At 73.4% G+C, this 19,887-nt stretch carries 15 protein-coding genes and 1 riboswitch; of the genes, 4 read left to right on the plus strand and 11 right to left on the minus strand.

All coding sequences use genetic code 11. The features are described from left to right. Positions 1 to 13: 13 nt before the first annotated feature. From cobI to AB0N90_RS10200, 10 genes are all read right to left on the minus strand, one after another. The gene (gene cobI / locus AB0N90_RS10155) at positions 14 to 745 is read right to left on the minus strand and encodes a precorrin-2 C(20)-methyltransferase (protein ID WP_365194608.1); all 732 of its coding nucleotides are present in this window, start codon (positions 743 to 745) and stop codon (positions 14 to 16) included. After that, complete coding sequence (locus AB0N90_RS10160) at positions 742 to 2,124, minus strand: cobyrinate a,c-diamide synthase (protein WP_365194610.1); 1,383 nt, start codon at positions 2,122 to 2,124, stop codon at positions 742 to 744. Before AB0N90_RS10160 ends, cobI begins: the two co-directional genes overlap by 4 nt. Next, positions 2,121 to 2,720, minus strand: coding sequence for a cob(I)yrinic acid a,c-diamide adenosyltransferase (cobO, locus tag AB0N90_RS10165; protein ID WP_232987774.1), 600 nt, complete (start codon positions 2,718 to 2,720; stop codon positions 2,121 to 2,123). Before cobO ends, AB0N90_RS10160 begins: the two co-directional genes overlap by 4 nt. Further along, on the minus strand, positions 2,720 to 4,720 hold the full coding sequence (locus tag AB0N90_RS10170) for a putative cobaltochelatase (RefSeq protein ID WP_365194612.1): 2,001 nt from the start codon (positions 4,718 to 4,720) through the stop codon (positions 2,720 to 2,722). The genes cobO and AB0N90_RS10170 overlap by 1 nt, the downstream gene beginning before the upstream one ends. Continuing rightward, entirely contained in the window at positions 4,717 to 8,373 is a 3,657-nt protein-coding gene (gene cobN / locus AB0N90_RS10175; RefSeq protein WP_365194613.1) for a cobaltochelatase subunit CobN, read from the minus strand. The genes AB0N90_RS10170 and cobN overlap by 4 nt, the downstream gene beginning before the upstream one ends. Next, positions 8,370 to 9,878 (minus strand): cobyric acid synthase, encoded by a 1,509-nt coding sequence (locus tag AB0N90_RS10180; RefSeq protein ID WP_365194616.1) that lies wholly within the window; start codon positions 9,876 to 9,878, stop codon positions 8,370 to 8,372. Before AB0N90_RS10180 ends, cobN begins: the two co-directional genes overlap by 4 nt. Beyond that, positions 9,875 to 10,828, minus strand: coding sequence for a cobalamin biosynthesis protein (locus AB0N90_RS10185; protein WP_365194619.1), 954 nt, complete (start codon positions 10,826 to 10,828; stop codon positions 9,875 to 9,877). Before AB0N90_RS10185 ends, AB0N90_RS10180 begins: the two co-directional genes overlap by 4 nt. Positions 10,829 to 10,926: 98 nt before the next feature. After that, positions 10,927 to 11,070: riboswitch (cobalamin riboswitch) on the minus strand. A gap of 153 nt (positions 11,071 to 11,223) precedes the next feature. Continuing rightward, complete coding sequence (locus tag AB0N90_RS10190; protein WP_128789479.1) at positions 11,224 to 11,451, minus strand: hypothetical protein; 228 nt, start codon at positions 11,449 to 11,451, stop codon at positions 11,224 to 11,226. A 31-nt stretch (positions 11,452 to 11,482) separates the two neighbouring features. Beyond that, complete coding sequence (locus tag AB0N90_RS10195; protein ID WP_365194622.1) at positions 11,483 to 12,751, minus strand: inorganic phosphate transporter; 1,269 nt, start codon at positions 12,749 to 12,751, stop codon at positions 11,483 to 11,485. Positions 12,752 to 12,905: 154 nt separating this feature from the next. Continuing rightward, complete coding sequence (locus AB0N90_RS10200; RefSeq protein ID WP_365194625.1) at positions 12,906 to 13,661, minus strand: lysozyme; 756 nt, start codon at positions 13,659 to 13,661, stop codon at positions 12,906 to 12,908. A gap of 196 nt (positions 13,662 to 13,857) precedes the next feature. On the opposite strand from AB0N90_RS10200, the gene AB0N90_RS10205 reads away from it, so the two are divergent. The 3 genes from AB0N90_RS10205 to AB0N90_RS10215 all read left to right on the plus strand — a co-directional run bounded on the left by AB0N90_RS10205 (position 13,858) and on the right by AB0N90_RS10215 (position 17,433). Next, positions 13,858 to 14,538: a class II aldolase/adducin family protein gene (locus AB0N90_RS10205; RefSeq protein WP_365194626.1), complete on the plus strand. Its 681-nt coding sequence runs from the start codon at positions 13,858 to 13,860 to the stop codon at positions 14,536 to 14,538. A gap of 165 nt (positions 14,539 to 14,703) precedes the next feature. Next, entirely contained in the window at positions 14,704 to 15,831 is a 1,128-nt protein-coding gene (locus AB0N90_RS10210) for an alpha/beta fold hydrolase (protein ID WP_365194629.1), read from the plus strand. Between the two features lie 180 nt (positions 15,832 to 16,011). Continuing rightward, a complete protein-coding gene (locus AB0N90_RS10215) occupies positions 16,012 to 17,433 on the plus strand; it encodes a hypothetical protein (protein WP_361670497.1) in 1,422 nt (473 codons plus the stop codon). Positions 17,434 to 17,480: 47 nt separating this feature from the next. Here the strand turns inward: AB0N90_RS10215 and AB0N90_RS10220 are convergent, their stop codons facing one another. Beyond that, positions 17,481 to 17,894 carry a VOC family protein gene (locus tag AB0N90_RS10220; protein ID WP_361670495.1) on the minus strand — a complete coding sequence of 138 codons (414 nt, stop codon included), beginning with the start codon at positions 17,892 to 17,894 and terminating at the stop codon, positions 17,481 to 17,483. 199 nt (positions 17,895 to 18,093) lie between these two features. Between AB0N90_RS10220 and AB0N90_RS10225 the strand changes: the two genes are divergently transcribed. Then, positions 18,094 to 19,692, plus strand: a complete 1,599-nt coding sequence (locus AB0N90_RS10225) for an ABC-F family ATP-binding cassette domain-containing protein (RefSeq protein ID WP_365194632.1) — start codon at positions 18,094 to 18,096, stop codon at positions 19,690 to 19,692. Positions 19,693 to 19,887: the final 195 nt, after the last annotated feature.

The raw sequence follows: 19,887 nt of genomic DNA on the forward strand, positions 1-19,887 counted from the left end.
CGGAGCAGACCCTTCACAGCTTCCCGCCCCGCCCGCCGTCCCGCCGCGGCGGCGCGATCAGCGTCGACAGATACGGCAGCGGGGAGCCGTCCAGCTCCGCCGCGGGCCGCACCGACTCCTCCGGCAGCCCCAGCGCCGAACCCCACACCGCGTCGCCCAGCCGCCCGGCCCGCGCCAGCGCCCCGGCGACCTCGGCGGCCTGCCGCCCGAACTTGTACGCCACGACCGTCCCCGGACCGGCCAGCGCCTCCTCCAGCACCGCCGCGCCCGCCGTCACCGGCACCAGCGTCAGCGGCTCGGTGCCCTCGGTCAGCACGGCACCGGAGCGCGCCGCGAGATCCTGCATCGCGGTGATCCCCGGCACGGTCTCCACGACCACCCCGGGCACCAGCTCGGCGATGGTCTGCGCGAGATACGTGAACGTCGAGTACACGTTCGGGTCGCCGATGGTGGCGAACGCGACCGAGCCGTGCCGCCCCAGCAGCTCCGCGACCCGCGCGCCCGCCGCGTCCCAGGCGGCCTCCCGGCGCGCCCGGTCGGACCGCTCGTTCAGCGCGAACACCACGCGGACGATCTTCTCCGCGGACACATAGTGCGCCACGGTCGCCTCGGCCCGCCCGCGCTCACCGCTGTCCATCACGGGTACGACGACCACGTCGGCCGCCCGCAGCGCGTTGACCCCCTTCACGGTCACCAGCTCCGGGTCCCCGGGGCCGACCCCGACACCGATCAGCCTGCTGCTCATGACGTCCGGCACCTCTCCACGAACCGACGGGCGACACCGGGCTCGGACGCCCAGTGCGTGTGCAGATAGCTCGCGTGCACGCCCCGCTGTACAAAACCCTCGACCCGCCGCTCCCGGCCCCGGATGCCCCAGGCGGGCGCGGCACCGGCCCCCGGCTCGACCACGGTGCGATGGAACTCGTGCCCCCGCAGCCGCGTCCCGGCGGCGGCCAGCACACTGTCCCCGACGGCCACGGCGTCCCGGTACCCGAGCGTGAGCCGCTGCGCCATCCGCGCGGTGGCGTCCAGCACGCCGCACATCGGACTGCCGTCCAACTCGCGGCACAGGTACAGCAGTCCGGCGCACTCCGCGGCCACCGGCGCCCCGGACCGGGCCAGTTCGGCCACGGCCTTGCGCAGCGGCTCGTTCGCGGACAGCTCGGCCGCGTACACCTCGGGGAAACCGCCACCGATGACCAACCCGGCGGTGTCCTCGGGCAGTTCCTCGTCATGGAGCGGATCGAAGGTGACGACCTCGGCTCCGGCGGCGGTGAGGAGTTCGGTGTGCTCGGCGTAGGAGAAGGTGAAGGCGGGGCCACCGGCGACGGCGACACGGGGCTTCGGTCCTTCGGCGGACGGCGACGGATCGTCGCGGGCGGGTGAGAAGTCGGGGGTCCAGGGGGCGGTGCCCCCTGGGACGGTGCCCGCGGAACGCGCCAGCCGCTCCAGCGCGGGCAGGTCACACCCACCGGCCACCAACGCCGCCATCTCCGAAACCGCGGACACCGCGAGCGCCCGCCGCTCGGCGACCGGCACCAGCCCCAGATGCCGGGACGGCGTCTCCACCGGCCGCGCCCGCCGCAGCGCGCCCAGCACCGGCACCCCGACGGAGTCCAGTGCCTCCCGCAACAAAGCCTCGTGCCGCGCGGACCCCACCTTGTTCAGGATCACGCCCCCGATCCGCACCTGCGGATCCCACGACACGAACCCGTGCACCAGCGCCGCCACCGACCGCGACTGCGCGGACGCGTCCACCACCAGCACCACCGGCGCCCCCAGCAGCTTCGCCACCTGCGCGGTGGACGCCAGCTCACCCTCCCCGGCCGCCCCGTCGTACAGCCCCATCACACCCTCGACCACGGCGATGTCACACCCCCGCGCCCCGTGCAGGAACAGCGGAGCGACCAGCTCCGGCCCGCACAGATAGGCGTCCAGGTTCCGCCCCGTCCGCCCGGTCGCGAGCGCGTGGTACCCGGGGTCGATGTAGTCGGGCCCGACCTTGTGCGGGGACACGGCGAGCCCCCGCGCGGCGAACGCGGCCATCAGCCCCGTGGCCACGGTGGTCTTGCCGCTGCCCGAGGAGGGCGCGGCCACGACCAGCCGTGGCGTCGACGGTGTCACCACTCGATGCCCTTCTGGCCCTTCTGTCCCACGTCCATGGGGTGCTTGACCTTGGACATGTCGGTGACGAGATCCGCGAAGTCCACCAGCGCGGCCGGTGCGTTCCGCCCGGTGATCACCACATGCTGGGTACCGGGACGGCCCCGCAGTACCTCCACCACCTCCTCGGTGTCCACCCACCCCCAGTGCATCGGGTACGCGAACTCGTCGAGGACGTAGAACCGGTACGTCTCGGCCGCCAGGTCCCGCTTGACCTGCTCCCAGCCCTCCCGCGCCTTCTCCTCGTTGTCCATCTGCGCGTCCCGCTGCACCCAGGACCAGCCCTCGCCCATCTTGTGCCAGTCCACGCGCCCGCCCTCGCCGGAGGCACCGAGCACGCGCAGCGCGTTCTCCTCGCCGACCTTCCACTTCGCGGACTTGACGAACTGGAACACCCCGATGGGCCACCCCTGGTTCCAGGCCCGCAGCGCCAGCCCGAACGCGGCGGTCGACTTCCCCTTGCCGACGCCCGTGTGCACCATGACCAGCGGCCGGTTGCGCCGCTGACGGGTCGTCAGGCCGTCGTCCGGTACGACACTCGGCTGTCCCTGCGGCATTACGCGGCCCTCCTCGACGTCCCCTGCACATCCCGCACCAGCCCGGCGATGGAGTCCGCCCGCAGCTCGTCCAACGTGACGGCCGTACCCGCGAGTTCACCCGCGAGCTGCCCGGCGAGCCCGAGCCGCACCGGCCCCGACTCGCAGTCCACGACCACCGAGGCGACCTGCTCGGCCGCGAACAGCCGCGCCGCCCGCCCGGCGAGCGCCACCGGCTCCGGGCCGCCCGTCGCCCGGCCGTCGGTCACGACGACCAGCAGCGCCCGCCGCGCCGGATCCCGCAGCCGCTCCACCCGCAGCACCTCGTGTGCCTTGAGCAGCCCGGCCGCGAGCGGGGTACGGCCGCCCGTCGGCAGCGACTCCAGCCGTACGGCCGCCGCGTCCACCGAGGACGTCGGCGGCAGCGCCACGTCCGCGTCCGAGCCCCGGAAGGTCACCAGACCCACCTTGTCCCGCCGCTGATAGGCGTCGAGCAGCAGCGACAGCACCGCGCCCTTCACCGCGCCCATCCGCTGCCGGGCCGCCATCGACCCCGAGGCGTCCACCACGAACAGCACGAGATTGCCCTCGCGGCCCTCCCGGCTCGCCTGCCGCAGATCGTCCCGGCGGATCACCAGACCGGGCCCGGACCGGCCGCGCGCCCGCTGATGCGGCGCCGCCGCCTGCACGGTCGCCGCCAGATGCAGCTTGGTCAGGGCGCCCTGCGGCCGTCGCGCCCCCGTGGTCCGGCCGTGCTCGGTGCGCGCCCGCGAACGCCGCCCGGCGGCGCCCTCCCCGATCCCGGGCACGCTGAGCACCTTCGTCCGGAACGGCTCGGCCGCCCGCGCCGGGGCCTGCTCACCCGCACCGGCACCGGCGGGCCCCGGCTCCCCGCCCTCACCGGCCTCGGGCCGCGCGGCGCTGTCCCCGCCGCCCTCGGGGCCGGACTCGGGCGCCGGCCCGCCACCGCCACCGGGACCGTCGGGATCGTCGTCGCCGTCCCCGTCCCGGCCGGCGGACTGCTCCAGCGTCTCGTCCAGCTTGTCCTCGTCCAGGCCCGGCGCGTCGAAGGGGTTGCGGCGCCTGCGGTGCGGCAGCGCGAGCAGCGCCGCCTGCCGTACGTCCTCGGCGAGCACGTCCGTCCGCCCGGCCCACGCCGCCAGCGCGGTCGCCGTGCGCGCCATCACGATGTCGGCGCGCATGCCGTCCACCTCGAAGGCCGCGCAGGTCGCCGCGATCTGCCGCAGCGCCGCGTCACCCAGGCGCACCTGAGGCAGCAACTCCCGTGCCACGACGATGCGTTGCCGCACCGCGGCCTCCTCGCCGGCCCAGCGCGCGGCGAAGGCGGCGGGGTCGTCGTCGTACGCGAGGCGCCGTCGTACGACCTCCACCCGCTGGTCCGGCTCCCGCGAGGCGGCGACCTCCACGGTCAGCCCGAACCGGTCGAGCAGCTGCGGCCGCAGCTCGCCCTCCTCAGGGTTCATGGTCCCGACGAGCAGGAACTTCGAGGCGTGCCGCACGGAGACGCCCTCGCGCTCCACGTACGAGGCGCCCATCGCCGCCGCGTCCAGCAGCAGGTCGACCAGATGGTCGTGGAGCAGGTTGACCTCGTCCACGTACAGGATGCCGCGGTGCGCGTCGGCCAGCAGGCCCGGCTCGAACGCCTTCACGCCCTCCGCGAGCGCCCGCTCGATGTCCAGCGCGCCGACCAGCCGGTCCTCCGAGGCGCCGACGGGCAACTCGACCATCCGCGCGGCCCGTTCACCGCCCGGACCCGCCTCGTGCGGCCCGTCCGGGCACCCCGGGTCCGGCGCCCCCGGATCACAGGAGAACCGGCACCCGGGCACCACGGCCACCGCGGGCAGCAGCGCCGACAGGGCCCGCACGGCGGTGCTCTTCGCGGTGCCCTTCTCGCCGCGCACCAGCACACCGCCGACGGCCGGGGACACGGCGTTCAGCAGCAGCGCGAGCCGCAGATCGTCCTGGCCGACAACGGCCGTGAAAGGAAAGGGGGTGGTCACTGGTCGTCGCCCTCCAAGTCGCCTTCAAGCTCCAGATAGGTGGCGCGCAGCCGCTCCAGCGTCTCCGCGTCCGGCTCCGCCCACAGGCCCCGGTCCGCCGCCTCAAGGAGCCGCTCCGTGACGCCGCGCAGCGCCCACGGGTTGGACTTCTTCATGAAGTCCCTGTTCTCCGGGTCGAAGACGTACTCGGCCGACAGCTTCTCGTACATCCAGTCGTCGACCACGCCCGCCGTGGCGTCGTACCCGAACAGGTAGTCCACGGTCGCCGCCATCTCGAAGGCGCCCTTGTAGCCGTGCCTGCGCATCGCCGCCATCCAGCGCGGGTTGACCACCCGCGCCCGGAACACCCGGTGCGTCTCCTCGCCCAGCGTGCGCGTCCGCACCTGGTCCGGCACGGCCGAATCGCCCACGTACGCCTCGGGGTTGGCCCCCGTCAGGTGCCGCACCATGGCGACCATGCCGCCGTGGTACTGGAAGTAGTCGTCGGCGTCGACCAGGTCGTGCTCGCGGGTGTCGACGTTCTTCGCCGCCACCGCGATCCGCTTGAACGCCGTCTCCATGTCCCCGCGCGCCGCCCGCCCGTCCAGGCCCCTGCCGTACGCGTAACCGCCCCACACCGCGTACACCTCGGCGAGGTCCGCGTCGGAGCGCCAGTTGCGCGCGTCGATCAGCGGCAGCAGCCCCGCGCCGTACGCGCCCGGCTTGGAGCCGAAGATACGGGCCGTGGCGCGGCGCCGGTCGCCGTGCTCGGCGGTGTCCTCCTCCACGTGCGCCCGCACATAGTTGGACTCGGCCGGCTCCGCCAGCGCCGCCACCGCGCGCACCGCGTCGTCGATCAGCCCGACCACATGCGGGAACGCGTCCCGGAAGAAGCCGGAGATGCGGACCGTGACATCGATGCGCGGGCGCCCCAGCTCGGCCAGGGGGATCACCTCGAAGCCGGTCACCCGGCGCGAGGCGTCGTCCCAGACCGGGCGGCAGCCCAGCAGCGCCAGGATCTCGGCGATGTCATCGCCCTGGGTGCGCATCGCGGACGTGCCCCAGACCGTCAGGCCGACGGACTTCGGGTACTCCCCTGTGTCGGCCAGATACCGCTGCACCAGGGAGTCCGCGAGCGACTGCCCGACCTCCCAACTCAGCCGGGACGGGATGGCCTTGGGGTCGACGGAGTAGAAGTTGCGGCCGGTCGGCAGGACGTTCACCAGGCCGCGGGTCGGCGAGCCCGAGGGCCCCGCCGGGACGTAACCGCCCTCCAGCGCCCGCAGGATGTGCCCGATCTCGTCCGTGGTGCGCGCGAGCCGCGGTACGACCTCGTCGCACGCGAACTCCGACACGGCGACCGCGTCCGGGAGTTCGACGCCCCCGAGCGCCTCCCGCACGACCTCCCGTACGGCCTCGCGCGCCCAGTTACGGGCCTCCATGCCCTCCGCGATCCGCCGGCACAGCTGCTCCAGCAGGTCGATCGTGTCGGCGGCCGTCCGCGCCGGTCCCGCCACCAGGTCCGTCAGCTCCACGGGCACCTTCACCGGCGCGCCCGGCTCGGCCAGCAACTCCTTCTCCACCAGCCCGAAATGCTCGGCGAGGGCGGCCCGCAGACCCGGCAGCGCGTTCGCCTGCCCGCCCCACACCTGGGAGGCGCGCAGCACGGCGAGCACGAGGTTGACGCGGGGCTCGCCGACCGGGCCGCCGCCCAGGATGTGCAGGCCGTCGCGGATCTGCACGTCCTTGATCTCGCACAGATAGCCGTCGATGTGCATCACGAACTCGTCGAACGCCGCGTCGTCGGGCTGCTCGTCCACATGCAGGTCGTGGTGCAGCTCGGCGGCCTTGACCAGGGTCCAGATCTGGGCGCGGACGGCCGGTGCCTTCGTCGGGTCGAGGTCGGAGACGAGCGCGTACTCGTCCAGCAGCTGTTCCAGCTTGGCGAGGTCGCCATAGGTGTCGGCGCGGGCCATCGGCGGCACCAGGTGGTCCACGACGGTGGCGTGCCCGCGCCGCTTGGCCTGGGTGCCCTCGCCGGGGTCGTTGACGATGAACGGGTAGATCAGCGGGAGTTCGCCGAGCACCGCGTCCGGCGCGCAGCCGCGGGAGAGGCCGAGGCCCTTGCCCGGCAGCCACTCCATGGTGCCGTGCTTGCCCATGTGCACGACGGCGTCCGCGCCGAAGCTGTGGTCCAGCCAGCGGTAGGCCGCCAGGTAGTGGTGGGAGGGCGGCATGTCGGGGTCGTGGTAGATCGCGATCGGGTTCTCGCCGAAGCCGCGCGGCGGCTGGATCATCACCACCACGTTGCCGAACTGGAGGGAGGCGAGCACGATGTCGTCGCCGTCCACGTAGAGGTTGCCCGGCGGCTCGCCCCACGCCTCGGTCATCGCCTCGCGCAGCGCGGGGTCCAGCTTCTCGAACCACGCCCGGTAGTCGGCCAGCGGCACCCGCGCGGGCGCGGCGGCCAGCTGTTCCTCGGTCAGCCACTCCACGTCGTGGCCGCCGGCCTCGATCAGCCGGTGGATCAACTCGTCGCCCTCGGAAGGGTATTCGCTGAGGGAGTACCCCGCGTCCCGCAGCGCGTCCAGCACCCGGACCGCGGAGGCGGGCGTGTCCAGGCCGACCGCGTTGCCGACCCGGGAGTGCTTGGTCGGGTAGGCGGTGAAGACCAGCGCGACACGCTTCTCGGCGTTCGGCTTGTATCCGAGCCGGGCGTGCCGCACCGCGATCCCGGCCACCCGGGCGGCCCGCTCGGGGTCGGCGACGTACACCGGGACCTCGTCGGGGCCCTGCTCCTTGAAGGAGAACGGCACGGTGATCAGCCGGCCGTCGAACTCCGGGATGGCGACCTGCATCGCCGCGTCCATGGGGGAGAGCGCGGCGTCCGACTCGTCCCAGGCGGTGTGCGAGGAGGTGAGGCAGAGCCCTTGCAGCACCGGGATGTTGAGGTCGGCCAGCGCGCCGATGTCCCAGGCCTCCTCGTCGCCGCCCGCCGACGCCTCCGAGGCATGGGTGCCGCCGGCCGCGAGCACGGTCGCCACCAGCGCGTCGGCCCGGCCCAGCAGCTCGTACAGCCCGGCGTCCGCGCCGCGCAGCGAACCGCAGTACACCGGAAGGGCGTTGGCGCCCTGTGCCTCGATCGCCGTGCACAGGGTGTCCACGAAGGCGGTGTTGCCGCTGAGTTCATGGGCCCGGTAGAAGAGCACGCCGACGGTCGGGCGGCCGTCCTGTACCTCGTACCCGCCGTGCACCCCGAACTCCGGCATCCGGCGCGGCTCCTCGAAGCCCTCGCCGGTCAGCAGCACGGTGTCGGACAGGAACCGGGACAGCTCGCGCAGATTGTCCGGGCCGCCCTCGACCAGATAGCGCAGCGCCTCGGCCACCACTCCGGCGGGCACGGTCGAGTCGGCCATCAGCTCCGCGTCCGGCACCGCCTCGCCGCCCAGCAGCACCGCGGGCACCCCGGACGCCTTCAGCGCGGCCAGCCCGTCCTCCCAGGCGCGCTTGCCGCCGAGCAGCCGTACGACCGCGAGGTCCGCGCCCGCCAGCAGCCGCGGCAGTTCCTCGGCGACATCGACCCGGGTGGGGTTGCCGATCAGATAACCGGCGCCACAGGCCCGTGCCGCCAGCAGATCGGTGTCGGCGGTGGACAACAACAACACTGTGCTCATGCGGGCGCTCCCGGTGGGATGAAGGGCAGTCCTTGCGGCGCGCCGGACTCGATGAGCCGCCACAGCGCGTCCGTGTCCGCGTGCTGTTCGATCAGATCGCCGAGCCGGTCGAGCTGCTCCTCGCGCAGCGCGGCGAAGGAGGTGTCCGGCGCGGGCACGAAGCGGCGGCCCGCGGCGGCGGCCACCTCGCGCAGAAAGGCCCGCCGGAAGCCGTCCGACTCCAGTGAGCCGTGCCAGTGGGTGCCCCAGGTCTGGCCGACCCGGCAGCCGTCCAGGAAGGCTTCGCCGCCGGTGACTTCGGCGACGCCGTGGTGGATCTCGTACCCCTCGACCGGCTCGCCGAGGGCTTGGCCGGTGGGGCGGGTGAGGGTCTTCTCGCGGGCGAACCGCACCCGCACCGGCAGCAGTCCGAGGCCGGGGACGGCGCCGGCCCGCGACTCCACCTCGTCCTCGATGTGCTCGCCGAGGATCTGGAAACCGCCGCAGATGCCGAGCACCGGCCGGTGTTCGGCGGCCCTGCGGGCGAGCGCGTCGGCGAGGCCGCGCTCGCGCAGCCAGCGGAGCGCCCGGACGGTGCCCCGGGTGCCGGGGACGACGACCAGGTCGGCGTCGGCCAGCTCCTCCGGGCGGTCCACGAACCGCACCACGACGCCGGGTTCGGCGGCCAGCGCGTCCACATCGGTGAAGTTGGACATCAGCGGGATCGCGCACACGGCGACGCGCAGCACGTCCGCGCCGAGCGGGGGAGCGACGGCCGACTCCCGCACCGCGCCCCGCAGGGAGACGCGCAGGCCGTCCTCCTCGTCGATCCCGAGCCCGTGCCGGAACGGCAGCACGCCGTACGCCGGCCGCCCGGTGAGGCCCTTGAGCATGTCCAACCCCGGTTCCAGCAGCGAGACATCGCCGCGGAACTTGTTCACCAGGAACCCGGCGACCAGCTCCTGGTCCGCGGGCGAGAGCAGGGCGAGGGTGCCGAAGAAGGAGGCGAAGACGCCACCGCGGTCGATGTCGCCGACGACGAGCACGGGCAGCCGGGCGCCGCGCGCGATCCCCATGTTGACGATGTCGGTGCGGCGCAGATTGATCTCGGCCGGGCTGCCCGCGCCCTCGCAGATCACCGCGTCGTACTGCCCGCGCAGCTCGGCCAGGCAGTCCAGGACCGTGCCGAGCAGCCGCTGCCGGCGCCCGCCGTGGTAGCCGCGCGCGCTCATCTCGCCCACCGGCTTGCCCAGCAGCACCACCTGGCTGCTCTGCTCGCCGCCGGGCTTGAGCAGCACGGGGTTCATCAGCGCGGTCGGCTCGATCCGGCACGCCTGGGCCTGCATGGCCTGGGCCCGCCCGATCTCGGCGCCCTCCCGGGTGACGAAGGAGTTGAGGGACATGTTCTGCGCCTTGAACGGCGCGACCTTCACACCCTGGCGCACCAGCCACCGGCAGATCCCGGCCGTCACGACGCTCTTTCCGGCGTCGGAGGTGGTGCCGGCGACGAGGAGACCACCGTTCATTTCCCGCGTCCCTTCAGTCCGTTGACGAGGAGGCGCGCGGCGACCGTGGTGCCGAGCGCGAGCAGGCCGACGCGCCGGGAGAGCCGTACGGCCCGTCCGATGTCGGGGACCTGTACGGCCCGTCCGGTGGCGCCGCCCAGTACGGGACGGTGCTCGACGCGACCGCCGTAGGAGAGGGTGCCGCCCAGGCGCACGCCGAGGGCGCCCGCGAAGGAGGCCTCCACGGGACCGGCGTTGGGGCTCGGATGGCGGCGGGCGTCGGCGCGCCACGCCCGTACGGCGCCGCGCGGATCGGGTCCGGCCGCGGCGGCGAGGACGGCGGTCAGCCGCGCCCCCGGCCAGCCGGCCACGTCGTCCAGGCGCGCGGACGCCCAGCCGAAGCGGCGGTGCCTGAGGGACTTGTGACCCACCATGGCGTCCAGGGTGTTGACGGCCCGGAAGCCCAGCAGTCCCGGCACCCCGGCGACCGCGCCCCACACCAGGGCGCCCACGACCGCGTCGGAGGTGTTCTCGGCGACCGACTCGACCACGGCCCGCGCGATCCCGTCGGCGTCCAGCGCCTGCGGGTCCCGGCCGCACAGATGCGGCAGCCGGGCGCGGGCCGCCTCGATGTCCCCGGCCGTCAGGGCGGCCCCGATGGCCTGCGCCTCGCGGGCGAGTGAGGTGCCGCCGACGACGGCCCAGGTGGCCGCGGCGGTCAGGGCGACGGACGCGGCGGGGCAGGGGCGTACGGCACGGGCGGCCAGCGCGCCGAGCGCGACGGCGCCACCGGCGCACACGGTGGTGTGCAGAGCGCCCCAGCCGCGGTGGTCGTGCCACAACGCGCCTTCGACAGCGGCGGCCGCGCGCCCGAACGCGGCGACCGGATGCCCGCGGCGGGGATCGCCGAGGAGGAGGTCGCCGAGAAGTCCGGCGGCGGCGCCGTACGCGTAACTGCGATCGGCGGCCATCGGCTCAGTCGGCCGTGGTCACCGCGACAGTGGTCCTGGTACTGGTCCTTCGGCAGCCGAGCATGGCGATGTGTCCTCACTCAGGGTGTCCGCGCCCTGGTTCGACGTGATCCGGCGGCGAGAGTTCCTGGCTACCCGGGGGTTCTTCCCCGGTGACAGTGGCGGGACCGCGCCGGATTCGCACCGGCTTCCTCTTCTGCTGCCGTAGATGGCGTGGGAAGTCCACCACGCCCTCGGAACGGCCGTCAACTTGCCGTTGACCTGCGGGAGTGTGCAGATTCCCACACCACGAGGGGTGTTCCCGCACCAGGGGGGGGTCCGGGCACGCGAGAGGCTCCCCTGCCGCGGGCGGCGCAGGGGAGCCTTCGGGAACTGCCGGGGCCTGGGCCCCGGGCTCAGGACTTGGAGACGATCAGGAGGATGCCGTACGCCACCGCCGCCGCGCAGGCCGCGAAGCAGACGTAGGCGCCGGTGACGGCGAGCGTGGCGGTGCCGCCCTCGGCCGCGGCCTTCTCGCGCCGGGCGAGGCCGTTGACGCCGAGGGTGAACAGGACCACCAGGCCCACGGTGAACGCGAGGCTGACGCCGAAGACGGAGCCGATGGACGCCCAGTCGATCTTCATGGGAATGCTTCCTTGGTGAACGGGCTCGGGGTCAGACGGTGGCGGCCGGCGGGGCCGAGGCGGCGGGGGCCGACGTCTCGGCGGCCGGAGCCTGCGCGGGGGCCGGGATGGTGGCCGTCAGGTCCTCGGTGATCGCGCCCGTGGGCGGGGGGCTCACCGCGGCGATGGCGGTGGTCACCACGCCGGAGGGCTCCGCGGCCGGGTCGGCGACCACATTGGTGTGGTCGATGACCTCGCGCCGGGACAGCTTGTAGATCCAGGCGCTCGCGGCGATCAGGAAGACGGCGACGGCGGCGGTGCCCCCGTCACCGAGTTCGGTGACGGCCTCGGCGCCCGCGCCGACCAGCGCGGCGGCCGGCAGGGTGAGCACCCAGGCGACGGTCATCCGGGTCGCGGTGGACCAGCGGACCACACCGCCCTTGCGGCCGAGGCCCGAACCCATCACCGCGCCGGAGACGACATGCGTGGTGGAGAGGGAGAAGCCGAGGTGGGAGGAGGCCAGGATGGCGGTCGCGGCACTGGTCTGCGCGGCGAAGCCCTGACGGGGCTCCAGATCGGTCAGGCCCGTGCCCATGGTGCGGATGATGCGCCAGCCGCCGATGTAGGTGCCGAGCGCGATGGCCAGGCCCGCGGAGAGGATCACCCAGGTGGGAGGGTTGGAGCCGGGGGCGATGGCGCCGCCCGCGATCAGCGCGAGGGTGATGATGCCCATCGTCTTCTGCGCGTCGTTGGTGCCGTGCGCGAGGGAGACCAGCGCGGCGGAGGCGACCTGGCCGACGCGGAAGCCCTTGCGGGTGGCCTCGCCCTCGGCCTTGGTGCCGGCCTTGTAGGAGAGCCGGGTGGCCACCAGGGCGGCGACACCCGCCACGACCGGCGCGGCGACCGCGGGCAGCAGCACCTTGGTGACCAGGACGCCGCCGTGCACGGCGCCGAATCCGGCGGAGGCGACGGCGGCGCCGATCAGACCGCCCATCAGGGCGTGCGAGGAACTGGAGGGCAGGCCCACCAGCCAGGTCAGCAGGTTCCAGAGGATCGCGCCGACCAGGGCGGCGAAGATGACCTCGGGGCGGATGCCGCTCTCGTCGACGAGTCCCTTGGAGATCGTGTTGGCGACCTCCACGGAGAGGAAGGCGCCCACCAGGTTGAGGGTGGCGGACATGGCTACCGCGAGCTTCGGCTTCATCGCGCCGGTGGAGATGGTGGTGGCCATCGCGTTCGCGGTGTCGTGGAAACCGTTCGTGAAATCAAACGCGAGTGCGGTAACCACCACAATCGCGAGGATCAGCGAGAAGCTTTCCATTTACCCAGACAATCATTCGAGGTCGTTGTCCGGATGAACGTAGGCAACCTGGGTGAACGGAAGATGAACTGGGGCGGGCACAGGGGTGTCCGCATCGGGGGAGTGAGCCTCCGCTTCCGCTTCCCGAACCGGACGTGCCCATACGCCCCTTGGGTCACCAGCCCGCCGCGAAGGTCCGCAGCCTGCTGGAGGTGCCGTTGAAGAGATTCTGGTCACCCGGCAGCCGGCCCGCGGTGGCGTACTGCCAGAAGGTCCAGTACTGCCAGCCGCCGGGCAGCCTGCCCGGTTCCGAGGTGCCGTGGCGGGCGACCCACAGGGGGTGGCGGGAGGCGAAGGCGTGGCTGTCGCCGGTGCACTGCTTCCACCACTGGGCCGTGGTGTAGATCACGGGACGGCGGCCAATCTCGCGGGCCATCTCGTCGCTGAACGACCAGATCCACGACTTCATGCGCTTCCAGCCCAGCCGGTAGCAGGGGTGCTTCGCGCTGTACGGGTTGTACTCGATGTCCAGCGCGGGCGGCAGCGTCCAGCCGTCGGCCCGCCAGCCCCCGCCGTGCGCCACGAAGTAGCGGGCCTGCGCGGCGCCGGAGGACTCGTCCGGCAGCGCGAAGTGGTAGGCGCCGCGGATCAGTCCCGCGTCGCGGGCGCCGTCGTACTGCTGACGGAAATAGGGGTTGTGGTAGCTCGTGGACTCGGTCGCCTTGACGTAGGTGAAGTGCGCCCCGCGGGCCTGTGCGGCCGGCCAGTCCACCTTCTTCTGGTGGGACGACACGTCGTGCCCCTTGGGCCGGCTCGCGATCCGGTCCGGGGGGCCGGCCGCGGCGGTGGCGGCGCAGGTGAGGGCGAGGGCCGCGGTGGTCGCCGCGAGGGCACCGGCGCGGCGGCGGAGGTGGGTGCGGTCACGGGCCATGGGCCGGCTCCCCGGGGGTGACGGACGACCAGGTCGCCCGGAGGGCAAGGAGGGCTCATTCAAGGGCCGGTGATCATCGAATCAGTGGAGATTTTTAGCGTTTGGCCGGATATACACCCTTTTGGTGGTGCGGAAGTTCGGACGGAAGTGCGGCGACCGGCCACCTGGTGTACAAGCGGCTGGCAGGATCGCGGGCATGACCTCCAAGCTGCGGGAGACGGGCGGAGAAGTGCGCGAGGAAGCGGCTCGGTCCTGGGCGGCGGTGGTGGCGACGGCACGGCGGAGCGTCGCCGACGGGCTGGTCGTCGGCACCTCCGGCAATGTCTCCGCGCGCGTCGGGGACGTGGTGCTGGTCACCCCGTCGGGTGTGCCCTACGACCGGCTCACCCCGGACGACATCACCGCAGTGGACCTCACCGGCCGTCAGGTGCTCGGGACGCTGGTGCCGACCAGCGAGCTGCCCATGCATCTCGCCGTCTACCGCACCACCGACGCCCGCGCGATCGTCCACACCCACGCCGTGCACGCCACCGCGGTCTCCACGCTGGTGCCCGAGCTGCCGCTGGTCCACTACATGGCCGCCGCCCTCGGCGGACCGGTGCGGGTCGCGCCGTACGCCGCCTACGGCACCGACGAACTGGCCGAGCACATGCTCCGGGCCCTCGCCGACCGCTCCGGGTGCCTGCTGCAGAACCACGGCACCCTCACGTACGGCGCCACCCTCGACCAGGCGTACGACCGCACCGCCCAGCTGGAGTGGATGTGCCGGCTCTGGCTGACCGCCTCCTCGGTCCCGGGTCTGACCCCGTCTCTGCTGACGGAGGCACAACTCGCCGAAGTCGGGGAACGCCTGAAGGGATACGGCCAACGGAGGTGACCCGTGTCCCGCAGCTTCCCGATCGACTCCTCGACAAGCTCCCCGACCAGCTCCTCTATCCATGACCTGACGTCGACTCTGCGCCTTTCGTCCCGATATCTTCCTCCTTCACTCCATCCCGCCTCTCCACTGGCCGGGCACCGCACCCCCCGTGACACTGGTGCCGTGCACCCCCTCAAAGCGACCGCCGCCGCGGTCACCGCCGTCGTGGCCGCCGGTCTGGCATCCGTGGCCGCCGGGCGGCTCGCCAGTGATGTCGCGCTGAAGGCGACCGGCGGCCGGCCGCTGCCCACCGAGCCCCGGCTCACCGTGCACGGCACCGCGGCCGGCCAGATCACGCTCACCCGGGACCTGGCCTCGCTGCGCCCCGGTACCTACGGCCTCGCGGGCGACGGCTCGCACGCGGTCGTGGGGCCCGTCCTGGAGACCGCGCCGCACACCGCCGACACTGTCGTACGCCGCCTGGACGGCGTGACGCACGGCACCCTCGCGCCCGGCGACTCCGTCTGGCTCACCCCCAATGTGCACGTCGGCAACCCGCGCACCGCGCTCGGCCTCGACCACGCCGACGTGGACGTGCCCGGCGAACTCGGCGCGCTGCCCGCCTGGTTCCTGCCCGGCGACCGGGACACCTGGGTGATCGCCGTGCACGGCCTGGGCGCCACCCGCGAGCACGCCATGAACGTGATGGGTTTCCTGCGCGCCCGCAGGCTTCCGGTTCTGGCCCTCGCCTACCGCGGCGACCTCGGCGCACCCCGCCCCGCGGACGGCCTGAACCACCTCGGCGAGACCGAGTGGCGCGACGTGGACGCGGCGATCCGCTACGCCGTGCGCTACGGCGCCCGCCGCGTCGTCCTGCTCGGCTGGTCCACCGGCGCCACCATGGCGCTGCGCGCCGCCGAGCACTCCGCCGTGCGCGAGCACATCGCCGGGCTGATCCTCGACTCGCCGGTGCTCAGCTGGGAGGCCACGCTGCGCGCCCTCGCCCGTGCCCGGCACACCCCCGCCCCGCTGCTGCCGCTCGCGGTCCGCGCCGCCCAGGGCCGCGCCGGGCTGCACGCCGACCGGGTCGCCGAGATCACCGACCCCGAGCGGCTCGCCGTTCCCACCCTGATCATCCACGGCCCCGGCGACCGGGTCGCCCCCTGGGAGTTCTCCCGGCTGCTCGCCGCCCGCCGCCCCGACCGCGTCGCCCTGCACACCGTGCCGAACGCCCCGCACGCGGCGATGTGGAACCCGGACCCACCGGCGTACGAGGAGCGGTTGCGGCGCTTCCTGACCCCGCTGATGTGACGGCGTACGCCGGGGCGCACCGGGCGCGCCGGGACCGGCCGGGCCCGTTCCGGTTGTGACCGTGCGGTTGGCCGAAACATGCCTGCCGACCCCGTGCGGAACCCGGTGCGTTGGCCAGCCCTGTCGCCCGCCGTGACATTCCGTTTGGGTTTTCGGACCGTCAACCGGAAGACTGCCCCTGTGACGTCCCGTATCCCGCGCGACTCCAGGCTCCGACTCGTCCGACCTCGACCCCTGGCCGCCGCCCCCGCAGCTGTGAACCAGCGGCGCCCGCGCCGCCCCGCACCCCGGCCGCCGGAGGGCACCCCCGCGCCCGCCGAGCTGGCCAAAATGGCCCGCACCGGGCTGGCCGGCGCGGTCCGCGTCGCCCGCTGGGCGGACAACGCCCTGGGCCCCGGCCGTGACGCCGCCACCGCCGACGGCAAGGCCACCCTCTCCGCCGCCACCGCCGACCGCGCGGCCGCCGACCTCGGGCTCACCACCGAACAGATCCGCGCCGACTGGGACACCGCACGCCTGGCCGGACTGGTCGAGGTGCACGGCGACAGCGCGCGCCCCGGCTGGCGGCTGCGCGCCTGGGACCGGGACGACAGCGCCGTGCTGCGCGGCTGGGTCGCCCTCTTCGACGCCTGGTCGCTCGCCCTGCCCGAACCCGAGGCACATGAGCCGGCCGCCGTCGCGGAGGCCGTCTCCGCCATGCCGCAGGTGCTCTCCTTCCTCCAGCTGTCCGCCGGACCCGTCCCGGTCGAACAACTGCTCGACCTGCTGCAGCAGCGGGTCACCGAGCTGCGCACCGAACGCTGCGAGGTCTCCTACGAGCCCGGCAGCCGGCCCCCCGTCGAGGCCGCCGCCGAGCCCGCCGGGACCCCGGACGCCCCGCCCGCCTCCCTCGCACCGCTCCTGGACTGGGCGCTGGCGGCCCTCGCCTCCGTCGGTGCCCTCACCTGCGGCGCCGGCCAGGCCACCCTCACCCCGCTGGGCAGCTGGGCGGTGTGGGTCAAGCTGGAGCAGATCTGCGTGGCCGCGCAGAGCCCCGCGGGCAACATCGAGCAGTCCGCCGAGGACATGCTGCGCGGCTGCGCCCAGCTGCGCCCCAACGCGGCCCGCGCCGAGTACCGCGCCTGGCTCGCCGCCCGCACCGTCGGGGGCGCCGTCAGCGAGCTGCTCGACGCGGCCCGCGGCGAGGACGCCCTGCTGCGCGGGCTGGCCTTCGAGGCGCTGCGCGTGGTCGGCGCCCCGGCCGAGCCCGACGTACGGGCGGTGGTGGACGAGCCGACGCTGCGGCCGTACGCCCTGCTGTGGCTGGCCGAGCACGACGGTCTCGACCCGGAGGACGCCCACGAGGTGCTCACCCGCGAGGAGGCCACCTGGCTCTGGGTGGACACCGCCGCGGCCGTCGCCGACCACGGCGAGGCGCCGATGCTGGTACGGCACCTGGAGTCCGCGGTGCAGCCCACCGTGCCCCGGCTGCTCGACGAGGTCCGCGCCGTCGGCCACCCGCGCACCGTGCAGGTCCTGGTCGCCCTCGCCGCCGCCCACCCCGACCCGGCCCTCGCCAAGGCCGTGCGCCGGGCCGCGTTCCAGGTGCACACCGGCGGCTGAGGCCGTACACCGGCGGGTGGCACGGTGCCGCACCCGCCGGGGACGGCTCAGACGCCGATCTCCGGCGCGTACGTCCCGAAGCTCCAGACGTTGCCCTCGACGTCCCGGGCCAGATAGTCCCGCGAGCCGTAGTCCTGGTCCGTCGGGGGCATGAGGATCTCCACGCCGTACGCCGCGGCCCGCCGGTGGTGGACGTCCACGTCGTCCACCACGACGTAGATCCCGGCGGGCCCCGCGTGCCCCATCGCCGTCTCGAAGGGCCCGCCGCGGCCCTTGGACGCGATCATCACCGCGCCGTTGCCCTGCACCAGCTCGGCGTGCAGCACCTTGCCGTCGGCCGCCTCGTACACGGTCAGCTCGGTGAAGCCGAGGCCCTGTGTGAGCTGCCGGATCGCCGCCTTCGCGTCCGTGTACAGCAGCGTCGGACAGATGCCCGGCCGCCCTCCACCCATCGATGCCATGCGGATCACTCCTCCCGGGGCTCCCGGGAAGTTCTCCCCGGTCCGCCGCCCGGGGATGCGGCCCGGGGGCGCGGACGCGGGAAAACGGCTTGCACGGCCCCGTTAGACTTGTTCCCATGGCCATTCTCCTCGCGCATTAGACGGCGGGAACGTCCTCAGCCGCCCACCCGCCAACCTCTGTACGCCCAGGAGTCTGTCCGTGATCTCCGCCACCGGAATCGAGCTGCGCGCCGGCGCCCGCATCCTCATCGAGAACGCCACCTTCCGGGTGGCCAAGGGTGACCGCATCGGCCTCGTCGGCCGCAATGGCGCAGGCAAGACCACCCTCACCAAGTGCCTGGCCGGCGAGGGCATCCCCGCGGCCGGCACCATCACCCGCTCCGGCGAGGTCGGCTACCTCCCCCAGGACCCCCGCACCGGCGACCTGGACGTCCTCGCTCGCGACCGCGTCCTGTCCGCGCGCGGCCTGGACGTGCTGCTGCGCAAGATGCGCGAGAACGAGGAGCGGATCGCCAACGGCAAGGGCTCCACCCGCGACAAGGCGATGAAGCAGTACGAGCGCCAGGAGACCGAGTTCCTCACCAAGGGCGGGTACGCCGCCGAGGCCGAGGCCGCCACCATCGCCGCCGCGCTGAACCTGCCCGACCGGGTGCTCGGCCAGCCGCTGCACACCCTCTCCGGTGGTCAGCGCCGCCGTATCGAGCTGGCCCGGATCCTGTTCTCGGACGCGGACACCCTGCTCCTGGACGAGCCGACCAACCACCTCGACGCCGACTCGATCATCTGGCTGCGGGACTACCTGAAGACCTACCGCGGCGGCTTCATCGTGATCTCCCACGACGTCGACCTGGTCGAGACGGTCGTCAACAAGGTGTTCTACCTGGACGCCAACCGCTCGAACATCGACGTCTACAACATGGGCTGGAAGCTCTACCAGCAGCAGCGCGAGGCCGACGAGAAGCGCCGCAAGCGCGAGCGGGCCAACGCCGAGAAGAAGGCCGCCGCCCTGAACGCGCAGGCCGACAAGATGCGCGCCAAGGCCACCAAGACGGTCGCCGCGCAGAACATGGCCCGCCGCGCCGACAAGCTGCTCTCCGGTCTGGACGCGGTCCGCCAGTCCGACAAGGTCGCCAAGCTCCGCTTCCCCGAGCCCGCCCCCTGCGGCAAGACCCCGCTGATGGCCGAGGGCCTGTCGAAGTCGTACGGCTCGCTGGAGATCTTCACCGACGTCGACCTCGCGATCGACAAGGGCTCCCGGGTCGTCATCCTCGGCCTGAACGGCGCGGGCAAGACGACCCTGCTGCGGCTGCTCGGCGGCGTCGAGAAGCCCGACACCGGCGGAGTCGTCCCCGGTCACGGCCTTAAGCTCGGCTACTACGCGCAGGAGCACGAGACCCTCGACCCCACGCGCACCGTCCTGGAGAACATGCGCTCGGCCGCCCCGGACATGGACCTGGTCGAGGTCCGCAAGGTGCTCGGCTCGTTCCTGTTCTCCGGCGACGACGTGGACAAGCCCGCGGGCGTCCTGTCCGGCGGCGAGAAGACCCGGCTGGCGCTCGCGACCCTGGTGGTCTCCTCCGCCAATGTGCTGCTGCTGGACGAGCCGACCAACAACCTCGACCCGGCCAGCCGCGAGGAGATCCTCGGCGCGCTGCGCACCTACAAGGGCGCCGTCGTCCTCGTCACCCACGACGAGGGTGCCGTGGAGGCGCTCCAGCCCGAGCGGATCATCCTGCTGCCCGACGGCGTCGAGGACCTGTGGGGCTCCGACTACGCGGACCTCGTCGCCCTGGCGTGATCGAAAGTCCGATCCGCTGAGTATGGATCATTCGGCCGAGCCGTGATCCACCATCTGTGTGAGATCTCCTCATACCAGGGTGTGTCGTACACCGATTTCCCGGCCGATCCCTTGTCCAGCAAGGGGTCGGCCGTGGCGCGTCTCTGACCTGGTACTTCGTGGACCCACCCGTTCGGCCCTGTCGACGGCGACGGC

Source organism: Streptomyces sp. NPDC093018, assembly GCF_040684035.1.
Classification (GTDB): Bacteria; Actinomycetota; Actinomycetes; order Streptomycetales; family Streptomycetaceae; genus Streptomyces; species Streptomyces murinus.